Below are 18,240 nucleotides of genomic sequence, written 5' to 3' on the forward strand. Positions count from 1 at the left end.
ATGAAAACAATTTTGCGTGCAGTCATTACATTTTTTGTATGCGTCTGTCATACCGTGCTTGACACGGTATCCATGTTAAATAAAAAATGGATTCCGATTTTCATCGGAAGCAGGAAAGCCGTTACTTTCTCCTTACTCCTTGCTACTTTTTCCTTGTTTTTGGCAGCGCCAAAAACCAATGCCCAAACATCTGTAAATAACTTCGCAGATTTTATAGCCATAACAACCACAACAAACAATTACGACATATCTTTAACCGGCGATATCTTCTTTTCCGGCGGTAATTTTAATGTTTTAAGCGGAACAATTACCGGAAACGGATACGTGTTAGACGGGCAAAATGTAAATGCCGGAGTTCTGCTTACTTCCGGAAATAATTTATTTTTTTATGGCCCCATAACATTTCAAAACTTTTCAAAAATAGTAGGTAGCAGCGGAACAGCAGCTCAAGGAGGGGCGTTATTTGTAGCGGGAGCATATAATGCATATTCAGATAGCACAACCATCTTAAATTTTACAAATGCAATAATAAGCTTTACAAGCAATACGGTAAGAAGTGGGGTCAACGGAGCAGCAGCACAAGGCGGAGGATTATTTGTAGGCGGAGTAGTCTCTGCCAGCGCAGGTATTGGAGCAAACCATTCCAGCAGCAGCGGCACAGCGATAGTAAATTTTACATCATCAACAATAAACTTCACAAGCAATACAGTAGCAAGTGGAAACAATGGAACAGTCGCGCAAGGCGGAGGCTTATTTGTAGGAGGAGCGGTGTCAGCCGGAACATATAGTAATGGAGTAAACAATTCCAGCGGCGGCACAGCAATAGTAAACTTTACATCGTCAACAATAAACTTCACAAGCAATACGTTGGTAGTGAGTGGAAACACTGATGGAACGGCGGCGCAAGGCGGAGGACTCTTTGTAGGAGGAGCGGTGTCTGCCGGAACATATGGTACCGGAGTAAGCAATTCCAGTAACAGCACAGCAATAGTAAACTTTATATTGTCAACAATAAACTTTACAAGCAATACGGTAACGAATACAAATCAGGGAACCGTTGCGCAAGGCGGAGGGCTCTTTGTAGGCGGAGCGGTCGCAGCCGGAGTACGTGCTGGAACAAACAATGCCAGTAGCGCCACAGCGATAGTAAACTTTACATCGTCAACAATAAATTTTGCAGGCAATATAGCAAAGAGCGGATCTGCTGCAACAGCCGCGCAAGGCGGAGGACTGTTTGTAGGAGGAGCGGTTGCAGCCGGAGCAAATGATACTACTGGAACAAACAATGCCAGCAGCGGTACAGCGATAGTAAACTTTGTATTGTCAACAATAAACTTCACAAGCAATACGGTAAGGGGTGGAGATGCCGGAACAGCAGCGCAAGGCGGAGGGTTATTTGTAGGAGGAGCAGTCGCAGCCGGAGGAATGGGTGCTAGTAAAAATTTCAGCAGCAGCGGTGCAGCGATAGTAAGCTTTACATCATCAACAATAAACTTTGCAGGCAATATGTTAATTGTTGACGGATCTAATGGAAGCTCCACACAAGGCGGAGGGTTATTTGTAGGAGGAGCGGTCGCAGCTAGCTCATATGGTAATGGAGTAAATAATTCCAGTAACAGTACAGCAATAGTAACTTTCACAGATTCAAAAGTTAATATAGACGGTAACGCCGCGCAAGACGGCGGAGGAATGTTTATAAGCGGTTCAGTATCAACAGGTAGCTTTTATGGTATCGGCGTGGCCACCAACGGCGTAGCGCAAGTAAATTTTACCGGTTCAACAATAGCAATAACAGGCAACGTAGCAAGCGTGCAAGGCGGAGGAATATATATAGCGGGAAATTATGGAGCAGGTTCCAGCGGAGGGCAAGCAAGCCTAATATTTGAGAATGCACAAGTTTCATTTACAAGCAACACGGCAACAAGCGGAAGCGCAATATACGCAAATAACGGTTCAACGGTAGTGTTTAAAAACTCGGATGTAAAATTTATAGAAAACGTTACGATAGGGGCAACAACGGAAAACGGAGGAGCGGTTAGCGTAGAGCGACGTTCTAAAGTTATTTTTTCATCCGGAACAACGGAATTCAAAGATAATACGGCATCAAGAGGATCGGGAGTATATGTTAGAAGCAGCAGCACAGTAGAGTTCATCTACGGGGATGTAAAATTTGATAATTCATATATATATGTAGTTATGGATTCAACAATAAGTTTTAGCAGCAGCAATGTGTTGTTGAGTAATAATAATACGGGCGCCCGCGCAACGTCAGTAGGAAGTAGAGCGTGGTTTTTAGTTAACAGCAGTACGGTTGAATATGTAAATAATAATAGTGATAACGGCGCTGCAATATTTTTAGATAGTAAAGGAAGTGCAGTATTTTATAGAAGTAATGTTAATTTTAGCAGCAATACGGCTGACGATAGCGGAGGAGCGATAGGGTCAAGATATTTTTCAACCGGTTCCGGTAATATGGCATTTGAAGGCGGAGTAGTAAATTTCAATTATAACACAGCGGGAAGCGCCGGCGGAGCAATATATATAGCAGCTAGTTCAACAATGAGCTTTACAGGAACAACGGTAACATTCCAAGGAAACAGCGCGCGGCAAGGAGGAGCAGTAAATGCAGTTAGCAATTCAAGCTTTATTTTTACGGGCGGAGCAGTAGAATTCTTGTGGAACAATACAACAAACGGAAACGGTGTAGTGTATTGGGACACAAGTTCATACGTTGGGTTAGAAAATGCAAAAATAACAAAAGCAATAGGGAACCAAGCCAACAACGGCGGATTTTTATATTTGGTAAACCAAGGAACGTGGAGCTTTGCAAATATAGATATGTCGTCAAACACAGCGCGAAGCGGATACGGAGGAGCGTTGTATTTGAATAGCGCAACAGTAGTATTTAGCGGAACAAATACAATTAGTTATAACACAGCAAACAGCTACGGCGGAGCAATACAAGCGTTTGATACAAAGAATATAGATTTCAGTTTGGCAACGCTCAAAGCGGAAGGAAACATGTCGGCGGCAGGCGGATTTCTGTATGCGGTAAATACGGGAACAATAACATTTGGAGCGGCAGAATTTTACGCAAACACAACAACGGCAAGCGGAAGCGGAGGAGCGCTCTACGCAGGGCCGAACGCGCAATTTAATTTTATAGCAACAACAACAACGTTTGAAAACAACATGGCAGGAAACGTAGGAGGAGCGCTGTATATATTAAACAGCACAAACGGATATATAAAATCGGCGAACACGCTGGTATTTAAAAACAACAAACAAACCGCCGCCGGAGGAGCAGGAGGAGGAGCAATATATATATTGTCGTCGCTGTCAACAATATTTGAAGCGCCTGTAATGAATTTTGACGGAAACACAGCGGTAGGAAACGGCGGAGCGGCAATGATAAATTTAAGCGCGGCGCAGTTTTTAGGAAGCGGGGAAATAAAGTTTAGCAATAATATAGCCAAAGGAAACGGAGCAAGCGCGGGAGGAGGGGCGTTATTTCTAAACGGAGCGCAAGCGTATTTTGATAATAGGGAAGTTACATTTTACAATAACCAGTCGTCGCCGTTAAATGCAGGAGGACAAAGCGGAGGCGGAGGAGCGTTGTACCTATATTCAATAGCAACGGGCACGTCGGCATACGTGGAGTTTAACGGAAAAACAAATTTTACGTCAAACACGGCGGTAGAACGAGGCGGAGCAATAGCAATGCACGGGCAGGTAAAAGTATCAAGCGCAGTATTTAACGAGGACGTATATTTCGGATATAACAGCGCAGCCAACGGGGTAGGCGGAGCAATAAGCATGATAGGGCCTATAGGAAACAAATTGGTATTTAACGGAAATACAACGGAATTTAAAGGAAACGAAGCCAAAAACGCAGGATGGGACGGAGCGGTAGGAGGAGCAATAAGCGCAGGGGACGCGTCGGATTCTGCGGTAGAATTTAATTCGCAAATAACGTCGTTTACGGCAAACAAAGCGTATGGAGCAGGGGCGTTGAACTTAACGCAAAGCAGCGTGGCGTTTAGTAAGGAAGTATATTTTACAAGCAACGCGGCAAAGTTTGCAGGCGGAGGGGTAGCAGTAGTAAAAACAGGGCAAAGTTACATATTCGGGTCAACGGCAGTATTTAGCGAAAACACGGCGGCAACCGACGGAGGGGCGCTGTATAATTATCAAGGAATAATAGAAACGAAAGGCAATACAATATTTAAGGGAAATAAAGCGCAAGCAAGCGCAGGAGCAATATATAATTATGAGGGATTGGTAAATTTAGGGGGAAACGTTGTATTTGAAGCAAACCAAGCGGAAGTATCGGGAGGAGCGCTGTATGCGGACGCAGCGGCGAGCGAAATACAATTTGCAGATGGCAGCACAATAACGTTTAAAGGAAATAAAGCAACGCAAAACGGCGGAGCGATATATGCAACAGCGGGAGCAAAAATAGTATTTTCTTCAGGCATAGCGCAGTTGGTAGTTGCCGGCAACACAGCGGCCAAAGGCGGGTTTATAGCGGTAGAAAACGCAACGGCAACGTTTGACGGCGGGAATTTCAGTTTTAGCAATTCAACGGCGTCAATATCCGGAGGATTCTTGTATGCGGCAAATAATGCAATAGCCAATTTTGAAAATATATATGCATCATCAAACAGCGCAGCATTAGGCGGATTTATAGCAGCGGAAAGCGGAGCAATAATAAATATTACAGGCTCAACAATATCGGCAAACGTAGCAACCAGCAGCGGAGGGGCGATATATTTATCAAACAACAGCGTTGCAAATTTTAACGGCGATGTATTATTTGCAACAAATACGGCATCGTTTGGCGGCGGCGCAATATATATGGAAAACAGCAGCGCAAGTTTTACCGCAAATGCAATTTTTGATTACAACGGTTCCGTCAGCGGAGCGGTTATGCAAGCGGTAAATTCGCAAATATATTTTACGGGCGTTTCATCTTTTACAAATAATTATAATGCAGGAAGCGAATATAACAATACAGATCGTGGAGCGGTATATTTGTTAAACAGCACAGCAACGTTCAATGATACTTATTTTATAGGAAATACCGGCGCGTATTACGACATTGCCGGAGGAGCGTTGAATTCGGATAATGCAATAATTCAGTTTTTAGGAAATATAACGGTGTTTGCCGGTAATAGGGCAAGACAAGCAAATTCGGCGGCATATATGCTTGGCGCGAAAGTTTCAAATTCAACGGTATTGTTTAAGAGCACAACTACAATTTTCAATGGAAATTCTTTTTGGGCGGACAATTCAACGGTAACGTTCTCCGGAAATTATGTAGAGTTTTCAAGCAACAATATTAACAACACAAGCGGCGGAGCAATAAGATCGGTTAATGCGGATATATTATTTGAAAACGTGCAGGTAGTTTTCAATGATAATCAGGCTAGACCAGGCTATATGACGCCAAGCGAATATTCTGCTTACGGAGGGGCAATAGCAAACATCGGCGGAAGAATAAGTTTTGTTAACGCGCCGGTTTTATTTGAAGGCAACGTTGCGGATATATATTCAAATGCATATTCACGCAACATATTCGGAGGAGCAATATATAATGCTAACGGGGGAATAATAACAATAGGTTCTGCAACGTTTGTAGGTAACGTTGCGTATAGCTCCGGAGGAGCAGTATATAACGCGAGCATATACAATATGGAAACCGGCATAGGCGACATAATATATGAAGGCAACACTGCAGGTTTTGCAGGCAACGACATATATAATATAGGAACAATAAATATAAACGGCGGAGCAAAAGGCGTGTACATATACGACGGAATGTATTCGTCAAACATAGTAAATAAATACAATGCAGGCGTATTGTATTTAAGCAGCGGAAATTATTTCAGCACAATATTTAACCAAAGCTCCGGAACAACGTTGATAGACAAAGCGGAAGTAACAATAGAAAACGCTGTGTGGAACGTAGCCACATCATCAGGCGTCCGTGTAACGACGTCGGCGGTAACAACTACAAACACGGCGGTGAAGTTTGACAAAAACATAAATACCGATGGAGGCGCATTGTATGCTTATGCGTCAACAATAACATTTAACGGCAACACAGTAATATTTGAAAGCAACACAGCAAGTAATTACGGAGGAGCGCTATACGCAGAAAATTCAAGCGTAACGTTTAATAATGCGCAGATAAATTTCACAAGCAACGCCGCAGTGGATGGAGGAGCAATCTACAGCAACTTGGCGAACATAACATTTAACAACGGCAACGCAACGTTTACAAACAACAAAGCGCTAACGGGAAGCGGAGGAGCAATCTACGCAGTGGACGATTTGGTCTTTGACGGAGCAAACGTAGATTTCACCGGAAACGAAGCGTTGAGCGGAAACGGAGGAGCAATATTTGCCGACGACACAATACTAACAATAAAGAACGCAGTGATGACGTTTATGAACAACAAAGCATTGCTTGGCGGAGCAGTGTACGCAAGCAACAATTCAAATATAACGTTGTCGGGAAGAGGAAACTTCACAGGAAATGAAGCAGCAACAAATGGAGCGGCAGTCTATGTAACAGGCGGCAGCACAGTAACAATAGAAGCCGCAAACGGCGATATAATATTTAGCGGCAACAAAGCCGCCGGCACACCAAACGATATATACGCGGACAACAATAGCCGACTAAACTTAATAACCTCCGGAACCAACACAATAAGTATAGCAGGAGGAATATTAAGCAACACAGCGGGCACGGCAATAGAAGTAAACAAAACCGGAACAGGAACGCTCTTGCTTGGAAGCGATAACGAAGTCTGGGGCGACTTTACGGCGACAGCGGGAAAAGTGGTGCTGTTAGAAAGCGCAACGTTTAAAGCAAACAACATAATATTTAACGGAGCCGAGTTAGACATGACCGACGCCGACCTGTATGATAACTTGCACGTAAACGTAGCAACGGCAACAACGATGTTTGCAAGCAATACAAGCTTGTTAATGGACATATTTAAAAACGGAAACAACGACCAAATATTTGCAAGCTCGGCGCAAATAGGAGGGAATTTGCAAATAAAAGCGCACTTTGGGGTGTACAATAATCAGGAATACCATTTGATAATGTCGAGTGAAAACGCGATAAACGGAACGTTTGCAAACGCAACGTTTGTATATGTAGGAACAGGAGCATTTAGCTATCAAGTGAAGTATAACGATATAACGGATTGGACAGGCGTAGTGAGAATAATAGTAAACGGAATAAACAAAGGGGACTTCCAAAACTTGCCGAAGTTAACGTTCAACCAAAGCGAAGTGGCAAAAACGTGGGACGAATTATCAATAATTCTGCCGACAAACGACTTGGAAAAAATAATGGAAGCAACGGCAAACTTAAGCGACCAAGAAGAACAAAAGAAAGTGCTGGCAATAGCGTCAGGCTACTTCCACAGCAACGTAATAAAGTCTGCAGCGTTGGACAGCGACAATAACGAGTTGTATGACAGAATAAAAAACCACAGCACAAGGGAACACACAAACAGCGCAATATGGGCGCAAGTAACCGGAGGAAACACAAAGTTAGGCGGCGACGAAAACAGCCTTGGCGAATACAAAGATAATAGATATGGAGTAATGGCAGGGTTTGACATATACTTTGGAAGCATGAGCAGCATAAACAAAACGATGTTGGGAATATATGTAAACTATAAAGACCAAAGCATGAACCAAGAAGCAAGCAAAGCAACGCTAAATAAAATAGGCGGCGGATTATACGGCGGCTACATAGAAGAAAGCTACGAAATAAAAGCAATGATAGGCGGAAGTAAGGATAGTTACGAAACAACAAGAAATATAGCAATAAGTCAGTACCTGCCGGTACCGCCATACGCCGACAGAAACGCAAAAGCCAACTACGAAGGCTTCACGTTAGGAGCAGACGTGGAAGGCGCATTGAAATACAAAATAGGAAACAACACAAACTTCAGACCATACGCAGGAGCAGAATTAAAGAACGTGAGCTACGACGGCTTCACAGAAACCGGAGCAAACGGATTAAACCTAAAAGTAGAAGCAGGCAACTATTTAAGAACAACCGCGCGAGTAGGAGCGGGAGTAAACTACGACGATAAGACATGGGCAGGATATGTAAACTTGGAAGGAAAATACTTATTAACAGGAAAGAAATACGAAATAGAAAGCGTATTTGAAGGAACGGAAGTGAAGTTCTTAAGCCGAGGCTACGAAGAAAACGGGTTGATATTAGGAGCAACATTAGGCGGAAGCGTGAGAATAACCGAAGGTCTAAAATTCTTCATAAACGCCAACGCCCACACAGCCGAAAAGTTCACAAACCTCTACGCCAACGCGGGTTTGAGATACAATTTCTGCGGAATAACGCATAAAGAAAAAGAAGAACCCGTCCCCGCGCCGGTGGTGGTGGTAGAACAGGCGAAGCCTGAAATAATAGAACAACCAAAGCCTGCTGTGGAAGCAGGCAAGAAGCAGATACAGCCATACAGATCAAGGGCAGTAAACTTTGACACAAACAAATATTTGTTGAAGAGCAATCATATAATGAGCATAAAAGAGCATGCGGAATATATAAAGCAGCATGAGTATAAGAAGATAACAATAGAAGGACACACAGACAGCACGGGAAATGAGAAAGTAAATCAGCCGCTGTCGGAAAGAAGAGCGCAGAGCGTGTATAATGAGTTGGCAAACAACGGAATACCAAAAGAGAAAATGGAAATAGTAGGACATTCGTCAAAGAACCCGGTTGATACCAACAAAACAAAAGAAGGAAGAGCCAACAACAGAAGAGTAGAAATATTTGTAGAATAACTAAAACGGCAAAGTGAAAAGTGACACACTTGTGTGTCATTGCCGAAATCCGTAATCGGCAATCCACGTTTGCTAAATATTAGATGTATGCATTATATCTTTAAAAGTGAGAAGTGGAAATAATAACAAATAAAAAAACCGGAAGGGTTAAAACTTTTCCGGTTTTTTTTGTTTGTTGCTTGTAGTTGTTAGCAGTTGCCGCTTCAGTGCGGTTTATGAGTGGAAAAATTTAATCGACGAGTCTAATTTTTATGTGTTTGAGTGCAGGAAGTGCGCTAGTTTATAAAAATTGCCGATTAAATTTTGTAACGAATGCGCTGCGGCGGCGGGCGTTTTGCTTACTTTTTTGCTCGTGAAAAAGTGAAGCAGGGTTTGGTGCGCAGCGCCCAAGGCGTTGCCTTGAATCTCAACTCAAAATAAAAAATGACAATAATTACAGATTGAAAAAGCAATAATATTGTGTTATAAATAAAATGTATGAAAACAAAAATTCCAAATAAATTTATGTCAATAATAGAAAAAATTGCAGTTACTGCAAAAGAGTCCGGTTTTGAGGCGTATGCGGTTGGCGGTTTTGTGCGGGATATTTTTATTTCCAGGGAGCCTAAAGATTTGGATATTATGGCTCAAAGCGCCAATGTTTCGGATAACAGCCGTCTTGACGGCGTTAATTTTTCTAAAATTATTGCAAAAAAATATAACTTGCACGAACCCGTAATTTTTGAAAGATTCGGCACGTCTAAACTTTTAATTGATAATGAAGAAGTTGAATTTGTTATGCCGAGAAAAGAATATTACGACGATAACTCCAGAAATCCGGATACTGAAATCGGCTCGCTTCAACAAGACGCGTTAAGACGCGATTTTACAATCAACGCTTTGTTTTTACGTTTAAACGATATGGAAGTTTTAGACTTAACCGGCAAAGGGCTTGAAGATTTAAAAAATAAAATTATAAGAGTTACCGACCCTGAAAGCGCCGAGTTAATTTTTGCGCAAGACCCTTTAAGAACGCTGCGCGCCGTGCGTCAAAGTTTACAGCTTAATTTTGAAATTGAGCCCGATACTTACAAGGCAATGAAAACCACAGCCGGCAGAATTTCCATAGTTGCCCCCGAACGTATTCGCGATGAAATAAATAAAATTTTAATTGAAAAAAATCCTTCTGTTGCTTTTGAAATGGCAGACGATATAAATTTGCTTAAAAATATTTTTCCGGAAATTGAAAGGTTGAAAAATTTGCAGCAACCTGAAAAATACCACAGCGACGATGTTTTTACGCATACAATGAAAGTTTTAAACAGAGTGCCGCCGGAGCTTGTTTTAAGAACCGCCGCTCTTTTGCATGATATCGGAAAGTTCGCAGCATGTAAAAATGAAAACGGAAAAATTACTTTTTACGGGCACGAATTAGAAAGCGTAAAGTTAGCGGAAAATATTTTGAAAAGATTAAAGTATTCCAAAGATTTCACAACGCAGGTTTTGCTTGTAATAAAAAATCATATGTATCCTAAAATGTACACAGCGCAATGGTCTGACGCTGCAATAAGACGTTTTGCCCGCGCCTGCGGAGAAAATTTAAATTTAGTTTTAGAACTTTCAAAAGCAGATTACGGGAAAGATAAGTCGGACGATAAACTTGAAGAGCTTATAAAACGCATAGACGATTTAAAAAATAAAAATATTCTTTACGTTACAAAAGAATTGTTAAGCGGCGACGAATTAAAAAAATATTTTAATCTCCCAGACGGCAAATGGATATCCCAAGCCAAAGAAAAAATAACCGAACTACAACTTGAAACCCCAACCCTAACAAAAGAAGAAGCTTTTGAAGCCATAAAAAAGATATTACAGTAAGCAGCATGGTTCATTATATGTCTGATAAACTCGTGAAATGTCATTCCTGCGAAAGCAGGAATCCACAGTTACTAAAAATAATAAAAATCCCTACACGCCGAAGGCGTGAATTGTCGAAGATGATAATTAGTAAAAATGGATTCCTGCTTTCGCAGGAATGACAAACCAATTGTTTTGTGGTTAATTCCGCTTTTTACCCGTCTTCGGGACTTCGTTCCTACGACGCGGCACGCTTTACCGTTATGGTTATCTAATCCTTAAAATCTTATGCAGTTGCGGCATTATCAATACGTTCGGGAGTGTTTTTTTTAGTTCCGTGTAAAATGCGGATAGGTTTTTTGCAAGAGGAATGTCTTTGCCGGTTGAAGGTTGTAAAATAAGACATATTTTTTTAGAGGCGCTGCGGATAATTTGTCCGCTGCGCTTTATTTCATTTAATGATGTATTTTTCGTAACAACGCATTTTACAAATACTTTATCTTTTGCGATTTTTAAAAATTCTTTATGTTCTTTCCAAAAACTTTTTTTGCATTCGGATTGAAATTTAAAATCCATTGAAACTATATCGCAGAAAGAAATAATCTTTTTTAAATTTTTCGGAAGAGTTCCGTTTGTTTCCAAGTAAACTTGAAAGCCGTATTTTTTTAATGCCGGTAAAAAAACTTTTAAAAAATCGGCATGTATCAACGGTTCCCCGCCGGTTATTGCTATTGACGGTTTAGATGTACCTGTCATTGCGAAGCGCGAAGCGCCGCGGCAATCCATTTTTTTTAAAATTTTTTCAATTTCAGCAAGCAGTTCTTGAGAAGAGTAATATTTAGCATTGTCGGATATTTTTATAGAATAAGCCGTATCGCAGTAATTACACTTTATATTGCACCCGGCAAAACGCACAAAAATTTGAGGAGTTCCCGTATAAGGACCTTCCCCTTGGTAAGAAAAAAACACTTCATAAACCGGAGCATAGATGTTTGTTATTGGTTTTTGTTTTTTAACTTTGCTTTTCACTTTTCACCCGTTTTCGGCGATTTGCTTCTACGCTGCGGCAAGTTTTTCTTTTTGTTTTAAATTGCCGGATCGTTAAGTTCTGCTTCTTTAAAACCTTTTGCTCTCAATTTGCATGAGTCGCATGTGCCGCAAGGTTTTTTCAAACCGTTATAACAAGACCATGTGTATTGATACGGAACTTTTAATTTTCCGCCGAGTTTTATAATTTGGGCTTTTGTCATGTTTACGAGAGGAGCCTGAACCGTAATTTTTAATCCGAGAGATTTCAGCAGTCCGTTGTATGCTTTTATAAACTCAGGTCTGCAGTCGGGGTAGCCGGAATAATCCAGCGCGTTTGCGCCGATAAAAATACTTCGCGCGTTTATTGATTCCGCATAAGAAAGTCCGTAAGATAAAAAAAGCGTGTTGCGTCCGGGAACGTAAGTTGCGGGGATAATGTCTTTTATAACTTTATGCGTAGGAACTTTTTTATTTTTGTTTGTAAGAACGTCTTTAGACCACGGCAGAGAAAGTTTAATAACGGTAAAATCCGCCTTTACAAGTTTTGCAATTTTCTGCGCGGATTTTATTTCTCTTTTATGACGCTGCCCATAATCAAAAATTAAACAATAGCACTTATAACCTTTTGACAAAGCGTAATAAAGCGCCGTCGTAGAATCTAACCCGCTGGAAAACAAAATAACAGCATTTTGCTTTTGCCGTATTTTCACTTTTCACTCTCCACTTTACCGTTAAATAATGAACACGTATAATATTTAGCAAACGTGGATCCCGGATTAAGACATTCCGGGATGACACTTCGTGTCGCTCTTCACTCTGCTGTTATTGTTGCCGAAGAAGTGTCGCTTTCCCAAACTTCTACTTCCGCCACTTTTGCGGTAAGCGTTTCGGCTTTTTTTAATTCTTCAAAAATATACAAGGCTATGTTTTCTGCCGTGGGGTTTATTTTGTCAAAAGGCGCGGTTTCGTTTAAAAATTTATGGTCTAAATAAGTCATAATTTTATCAAGATGCGCTTTCAAATCCGTAAAATCTATAAGCATTCCCGTTTTGTCTAATTGCGTTCCGCCAAATGCCGCGCGGATTTTCCAATTGTGCCCGTGGACGTTTTCGCACTTGCCTTTATATTCTCTTAGACAATGCGCCGAGGCAAAACCTTTTGTAACCGATAATTTATATTTCATGCGCGCTCCGGATTTATTTTTGTTACTTTAGATATTTTATTTGAGAAAAATTTGCCGCCTATTTGCGCAAATTTTTCAGGGTTGTCGCTTACATAAAAAGCCAGCGTCCCTTTTTTTGAATTTTTTGAGGATATTTTATTTTTTTCTAAAATATTTTTAACTTCATTTGCCGTTGCTTTTGCGGAATCAACAAGAGTTATTTTTTTACCTGCATTTTTTTGCAAAGAGTTTTTTAGAATAGGATAGTGCGTGCAGCCTAAAACAAGCGTGTCTATATTTTTTTTAAGCAAAGGTTTAAGGTAATGGCGCACTATATCGTCGGTAACTTTGTTGTTAACCCAGCCTTCTTCCACAAGCGGAACAAAAAGCGGGCACGCCTGCTGGCTTACGGAATATCCCGATATTTTTTTTATAGCTTTTAAATAAGAACCGCTTTGAACCGTGCCTTCGGTTCCTATAACGCCGATATTTTTGTTTTTTGTAACTGCCGCCGCGGCTTTTGCGCCCGGGTCAATTACGCCTATAACGGGAACTTTTAAATTTTTCTTTAAATTATCCAAAGCAAAGGCGGACGCAGTATTGCACGCAACAACTATAAGTTTCACGTCTTTTTTTATTAAAAAACCCGCAATATCTTTTGAAAAATTAATAACCGCATTTTTTGATTTTGACCCGTAAGGCACGTGCGCCGTGTCGCCGAAATAAATAAGATTTTCTTTCGGCAGACATTTGCGTATTTCGGACATAACGGTAAGCCCGCCGAACCCCGAGTCAAATATTCCTATAGGTTTATTTTCCGTTGTTTTGTTTTTTTTCTTTGTGGGCATAGAAGTTTTTAATTCCCTCGTATATTGAATCTGCAATTGCGGTTTGAAAAGTTTTTGTGCCAAGCTTTGATTCTTCGGAATAGTTGCTTATAAAAGCGCTTTCAACAAGCACCGCCGGCATTTGCGAACCTCTTAAAACATAGAAGCTTGCCTGCTTTACGCCCCTGTTGGATATTTTAAGCCTTTCCGGAGTTTGGGCGGCTATAAACCCTCCGAGTTCCGACGAGTCGTTTATGTATTCGTTTAACATCATAGACCATAACATGTCCTGCAAAAGAGCGCGTTTTTTTGTGGGTTTTCCTTCAAGCTCTATAACGGAGTTTTCAAGAGTTGCCGTAGCCTGCGCTTCGGAATCGGTGGCTTTTTCCGACAAGAAATAAACTTCAAAACCGTTTACGGCTCTGTCAAAATTGGCGTTGCAGTGAATGGAAATAAACAAGTCCGCGTTATTTTCATTTGCAATATTTGTTCTTTCAACAAGCGGAATGAACGTGTCGTCTTTTCTTGTAAGAATTACTTCAAACTCGTCGTCGTCGTTTAAAATATTTTTAAGCTCTAACGCAATTGCGAGATTTATAATTTTTTCTTTTGTGGCGTTAGGGCCTACGGCTCCCGGATCTTCGCCGCCGTGTCCGGCGTCAACAACGATAATTTTTTTGCGTCCCGTGTAAGGTTTTTTCGGCGTCTTCTGAGGGACAACGTCCGGAAGCGTAGTTGTGTCGTCTATTATTACGTAACTGTCGTCGGCTATGTTTGCTTCTTCAAACGTTACAACGGGCACAGCCGCCAAATCGGAGTTGTCTCCGGTTTCGGCTCCGTCAACAATTTCCGATATTTCTTCCGTTCTTTCTTTTGCCGGTTCGGAATTATCTAAAACCGTTGTTGCTGCGCTTTCTGAAATATCCACTTCTTTGGAGTGGGCAATTTCAACCGATATTCTGTCGGGATTTTTTAACGCGTGGCTGTAAACAACTTTCGGCGTCTGCATTAAATTTATTTGAATATAGGCTGCCTTGCCTTCCGTTTCGCTGAAAATATCGCGCACCGCTCCGTTGTCTAAATTTATAAGATTTCTTTGAATTTTGCCGCGGTGAACCGTAAGCAAAATGGCGCCGGTAGCTTTGGATATTGTGTATGGAAGAGGTTCCGTAAGACCTATTATAAGCTCTGTTTTTTCCGGAGTCGTAAAGTATCGTATTGAAGAAATATTTTCGCGGCGTTTAACATTTAGTATAAGAGAGTCCGCGTTCCACAACGCGTCGGCTTCAACAATGTCGGAAAATTCTTTAGACGTAATAATTTCAGGCGGTATATAAATTTCATTTTTTATAAGTCTTGAAGGCAGGGACATTTTTTTTCTTTTTTTGCCGAAAACTACGGAAGTTGAGTTTGCTTTTATATCTATTTTGCGATTGCCGGCGCGCAAGATAACTTCCGCGCTTAACTGTTTCCAGTCAATTGTAAGCCCGTAAATTGCGGCAATTTCTTTCACCGAAAAATATTTTGTATTTTCGGAAACCGGGTAGGCGTTAATTCCGTTGTAAGGTTGTCCGTCAATTACCGCGTTAACTTTTTTTGACGCAGGAGCATCCTCCTGCGCAAAAACATTCGCGCAAATAACCATAACAGCCAATAATAAAAATAAAATCTTTTTCATTGTAGTTTATTAATGTTTTTTGCAGTTTTTAAGCTTGCAGTTAATAAATTCTTAATATCTAAACAGTCTTTTAATAAACCTTCATATTCTTTTTCATTTATGTATTTAGATAAGTGCAACAGTCTAATCCAGTATTCTGTTTCAGCTGTTTCTTTTTGAGCAATTTGCATTTTGGCAATGAAATCCGCTCTGCTGCTTCCATAGTTGCCTTCGTTAATGTTTGCTCCAATAGAGGTGCCGCTTCTAATTATTTGTTTTGAAATAATATTTTCTTTGTGTGTTGTAATTAGATACTTATATAGTTTTACAATTCGTCCTGCAAATTGTAATGATTTATCTAATAAAATGTTTTCTTTTGGCATTATATTATTCCTTTTAATGGCAAATGAAAAATGATGAATGATAAATTATGAGTACAAAAAGCGCTTTGTTGTGTTAGATTTAAAAATATTTATCATTAATCATTCATCATTTTTCATTCTTCATTGTATGTATGTCGTGCGCTTTTTGGGGTGGAGGTGGGGGGAATTGAACCCCCGTCCGAAAATGCGTCCGTAAGACCGCTACAGGCTTAGTTTGGAATTTTTTCTCGTTTGCGGCGCCCTCTCCAAACGGGATTACGCCGTAAACCAGCTCCGTTTTGTTTTCGCATCAAGCTGACGGAACATGCCGCTTGAAACTAACCTGCTTTTGACGTTTTATCCAATTAGCAGATATCCTTGGTAAAACGAGGCTGACTTAAGCAGCCATTGCGGCAAATCCGAAACCGGAATTGCCAACATTAACGAAATTATCGTTGTTGTTTATTTTTTGGTCGATTTTTACGGAGCCATCGACCAACTCCGGCCTGCTGTCTTTACGTTCAAACATCCCCGTCGAACCCTGTTCACCCCCGTGAAAAGGCAATTGCAAATTATTAATTACTAATGAGTAATTGATGCTTCAGTTTCTTTTGTTTTTAAAGAACTGCTGTATTATTTTTGCGCATTCTTCTTTCAAAACTCCGCCTTTAAATGCAACTCGGTGGTTTAGTTTTTTATTGCCGGCAACTTTTAATACGCTTTTGCACGCTCCGGCTTTTTTGTCGGCGGCGCCGAAATAAATTTTACTTATGCGGGCGTTAACCAGCGCTCCGGCGCACATTGGGCAAGGCTCAATTGTAACATATATGTTGCAGCCGTTCAAACGATAGTTGGAAAGTTTTTTAGCGGCTTTTCTTAAAGCTATAATTTCAGCGTGCGCCGTGGGGTCGCTGTCTGTAATGCATCTGTTAAAGCCTTTGGCGATAATTTTGCCGTCCTTAACAATAACCGCGCCTACGGGAACTTCTCCGATTTTTTCGGCTTTTGCCGCTTCTTTTAACGCCATGGTCATAAATTGAATGTCGTTATCGCCGTGAACGCAGGCAACGCGGCAATCTATTTTTTTAGTCAATCCGGATTGTTTTGCCATTTTATTTCCCGCAATGACCGGCTTCAATATTTTTCTCAAAAATTTCGCGGATATCTTTGGGAAAGCGAACCACTTTTAAATCTTTATTTACAAACGGATGGACTGTTTTTCCGACCGCTAAAAGCTTATCATCGCACTTTACTTCATATTCGCAGGTTATGCTTGCGGCGCCAATATCGGTAAGTCTTGTTTCCACGGTTATTAAATCGTCGTATTTTGCCGGAGATTTATATTTGCATTCGGCGTAAGTTACGGGAAAACAAAATCCGCGTTTTTCAATTTCTTTGTATTCAAGACCTATTTCCCGCAGCCATTCCGTTCTGCCTCTTTCAAAAAAAGTCAGATAATTTCCGTAATAAACCACGCCCATGGTGTCGGTGTCGGCGTAAGCTATTCTTAACTGCAGTTTATTCATTTTATTTCTCCAAAAGTTTGTTTTTGTAATTAGATTGATTATATCATTTTTATGTTGACTTTTGCCCGACAACTTTGTATTATTACGGTCTGTCTTTTGCTTTACCCAAAGAGGTAAGGCTAACCCTTAAGACGTTTTTTAAGGAAATCCAAAAAGGAGGTTAAACCATGAATTACGAAAGCACATTTATCACTTCTCCGGAACTACAGCCTGACAAAGTTGAAGAACTTACCGCAAAAGTAACAAAACTCATTGAGTCTTCAAAAGGAACCGTAAAATCCGTTCAGCAGCTCGGTAAAAAAAGACTTGCATATCCTATCGCTAAATTTCGCGAAGGAAGCTACGTCTATATTGAGTGGTCAGGCGAAGGTTCTGCAATTGCTCCGTTAGAAAATTTCTTGAAACTCAACGACAGCGTTATAAGATATTTAACGATAAAAGTTGAGAAGAAAAAAGTTGTTGCAAAGAAAGCTGCTCCTAAAGCTGCCGAAGCGGCGTCGGAGGTAAAAAAAGATGACACAGCAAACCAACAGTCTGCGCTTGCCTGAGCAAAACAGCGTTATAATGGTAGGAAGACTTACAAGAGACCCTGAGCTTAGACGCACCGGCACGGGAAAAGCGGTTTGTTCTTTTGATATAGCCATTAGCAGAAGATTTAAAGATCAGGCTACCGGCGAATGGAAAGACGCGGATCCTACGTTTGTTCCGATAGTTGTTTGGGGAGATATGGCCGAAAGATGCGGAGAGCGTCTTAAAAAAGGCGCTCCTGTTCACGTTGAAGGCAGACTTCAAACCAACAAATGGGAATCAACGGACGGAACAAAAAAAAGCCGTCTTGAAGTAATAGCTTCAAGAGTGCAGTTTTTGTCAATAGTTCGCCATGAATCTCAAACGCAGGCGGCGGCAATAGGCGCAAAGCCCGTTGACGACGACTCGCAGCCGAATACGTCATTTAGCGGCGATGAAGACGAAGATATTCCGTTTTAACGGAAAATAAGATTTT

The 18,240-nt window shown here is 40.9% G+C and carries 12 protein-coding genes and 1 other RNA gene; 4 read left to right on the forward strand and 9 right to left on the reverse strand.

Annotated elements, in window-relative coordinates:
* Together Epro_RS07075 and Epro_RS00010 are read left to right on the forward strand one after the other, a co-directional pair.
* On the forward strand, positions 1–8,838 hold the full coding sequence (locus Epro_RS07075) for an OmpA family protein (protein ID WP_052569475.1): 8,838 nt from the start codon (positions 1–3) through the stop codon (positions 8,836–8,838).
* A gap of 477 nt (positions 8,839–9,315) precedes the next feature.
* The gene (locus Epro_RS00010; RefSeq protein ID WP_052569476.1) at positions 9,316–10,695 is read left to right on the forward strand and encodes a CCA tRNA nucleotidyltransferase; all 1,380 of its coding nucleotides are present in this window, start codon (positions 9,316–9,318) and stop codon (positions 10,693–10,695) included.
* 246 nt (positions 10,696–10,941) lie between these two features.
* Here the strand turns inward: Epro_RS00010 and Epro_RS00015 are convergent, their stop codons facing one another.
* From Epro_RS00015 to Epro_RS00050, 9 genes are all read right to left on the reverse strand, one after another.
* Positions 10,942–11,703, reverse strand: coding sequence for a 7-carboxy-7-deazaguanine synthase QueE (locus Epro_RS00015; protein WP_052569477.1), 762 nt, complete (start codon positions 11,701–11,703; stop codon positions 10,942–10,944).
* A gap of 56 nt (positions 11,704–11,759) precedes the next feature.
* Positions 11,760–12,413 carry a 7-cyano-7-deazaguanine synthase QueC gene (gene queC, locus Epro_RS00020; RefSeq protein ID WP_082121436.1) on the reverse strand — a complete coding sequence of 218 codons (654 nt, stop codon included), beginning with the start codon at positions 12,411–12,413 and terminating at the stop codon, positions 11,760–11,762.
* Between the two features lie 101 nt (positions 12,414–12,514).
* Complete coding sequence (gene queD, locus Epro_RS00025; RefSeq protein WP_052569478.1) at positions 12,515–12,886, reverse strand: 6-carboxytetrahydropterin synthase QueD; 372 nt, start codon at positions 12,884–12,886, stop codon at positions 12,515–12,517.
* Positions 12,883–13,713, reverse strand: coding sequence for a glutamate racemase (gene murI, locus Epro_RS00030; protein ID WP_052569479.1), 831 nt, complete (start codon positions 13,711–13,713; stop codon positions 12,883–12,885). The genes queD and murI overlap by 4 nt, the downstream gene beginning before the upstream one ends.
* A complete protein-coding gene (locus Epro_RS00035) occupies positions 13,676–15,370 on the reverse strand; it encodes an N-acetylmuramoyl-L-alanine amidase family protein (protein ID WP_052569480.1) in 1,695 nt (564 codons plus the stop codon). The genes murI and Epro_RS00035 overlap by 38 nt, the downstream gene beginning before the upstream one ends.
* Positions 15,367–15,732 (reverse strand): four helix bundle protein, encoded by a 366-nt coding sequence (locus Epro_RS00040; RefSeq protein WP_052569481.1) that lies wholly within the window; start codon positions 15,730–15,732, stop codon positions 15,367–15,369. Before Epro_RS00040 ends, Epro_RS00035 begins: the two co-directional genes overlap by 4 nt.
* A gap of 148 nt (positions 15,733–15,880) precedes the next feature.
* Positions 15,881–16,264, reverse strand: a transfer-messenger RNA (tmRNA) gene (gene ssrA / locus Epro_RS06940).
* A 48-nt stretch (positions 16,265–16,312) separates the two neighbouring features.
* A complete protein-coding gene (gene tadA, locus Epro_RS00045; RefSeq protein WP_237754511.1) occupies positions 16,313–16,822 on the reverse strand; it encodes a tRNA adenosine(34) deaminase TadA in 510 nt (169 codons plus the stop codon).
* 1 nt (position 16,823) lies between these two features.
* On the reverse strand, positions 16,824–17,237 hold the full coding sequence (locus Epro_RS00050) for an acyl-CoA thioesterase (RefSeq protein ID WP_052569482.1): 414 nt from the start codon (positions 17,235–17,237) through the stop codon (positions 16,824–16,826).
* 167 nt (positions 17,238–17,404) lie between these two features.
* Between Epro_RS00050 and rpsF the strand changes: the two genes are divergently transcribed.
* Together rpsF and Epro_RS00060 are read left to right on the forward strand one after the other, a co-directional pair.
* Positions 17,405–17,785: a 30S ribosomal protein S6 gene (gene rpsF / locus Epro_RS00055; protein ID WP_052569483.1), complete on the forward strand. Its 381-nt coding sequence runs from the start codon at positions 17,405–17,407 to the stop codon at positions 17,783–17,785.
* Positions 17,751–18,224, forward strand: a complete 474-nt coding sequence (locus tag Epro_RS00060; RefSeq protein WP_082121437.1) for a single-stranded DNA-binding protein — start codon at positions 17,751–17,753, stop codon at positions 18,222–18,224. Before rpsF ends, Epro_RS00060 begins: the two co-directional genes overlap by 35 nt.
* The last annotated feature ends 16 nt before the right edge of the window (positions 18,225–18,240 follow it).

It is taken from the genome of Endomicrobium proavitum (assembly GCF_001027545.1).
Classification (GTDB): domain Bacteria; phylum Elusimicrobiota; class Endomicrobiia; order Endomicrobiales; family Endomicrobiaceae; genus Endomicrobium; species Endomicrobium proavitum.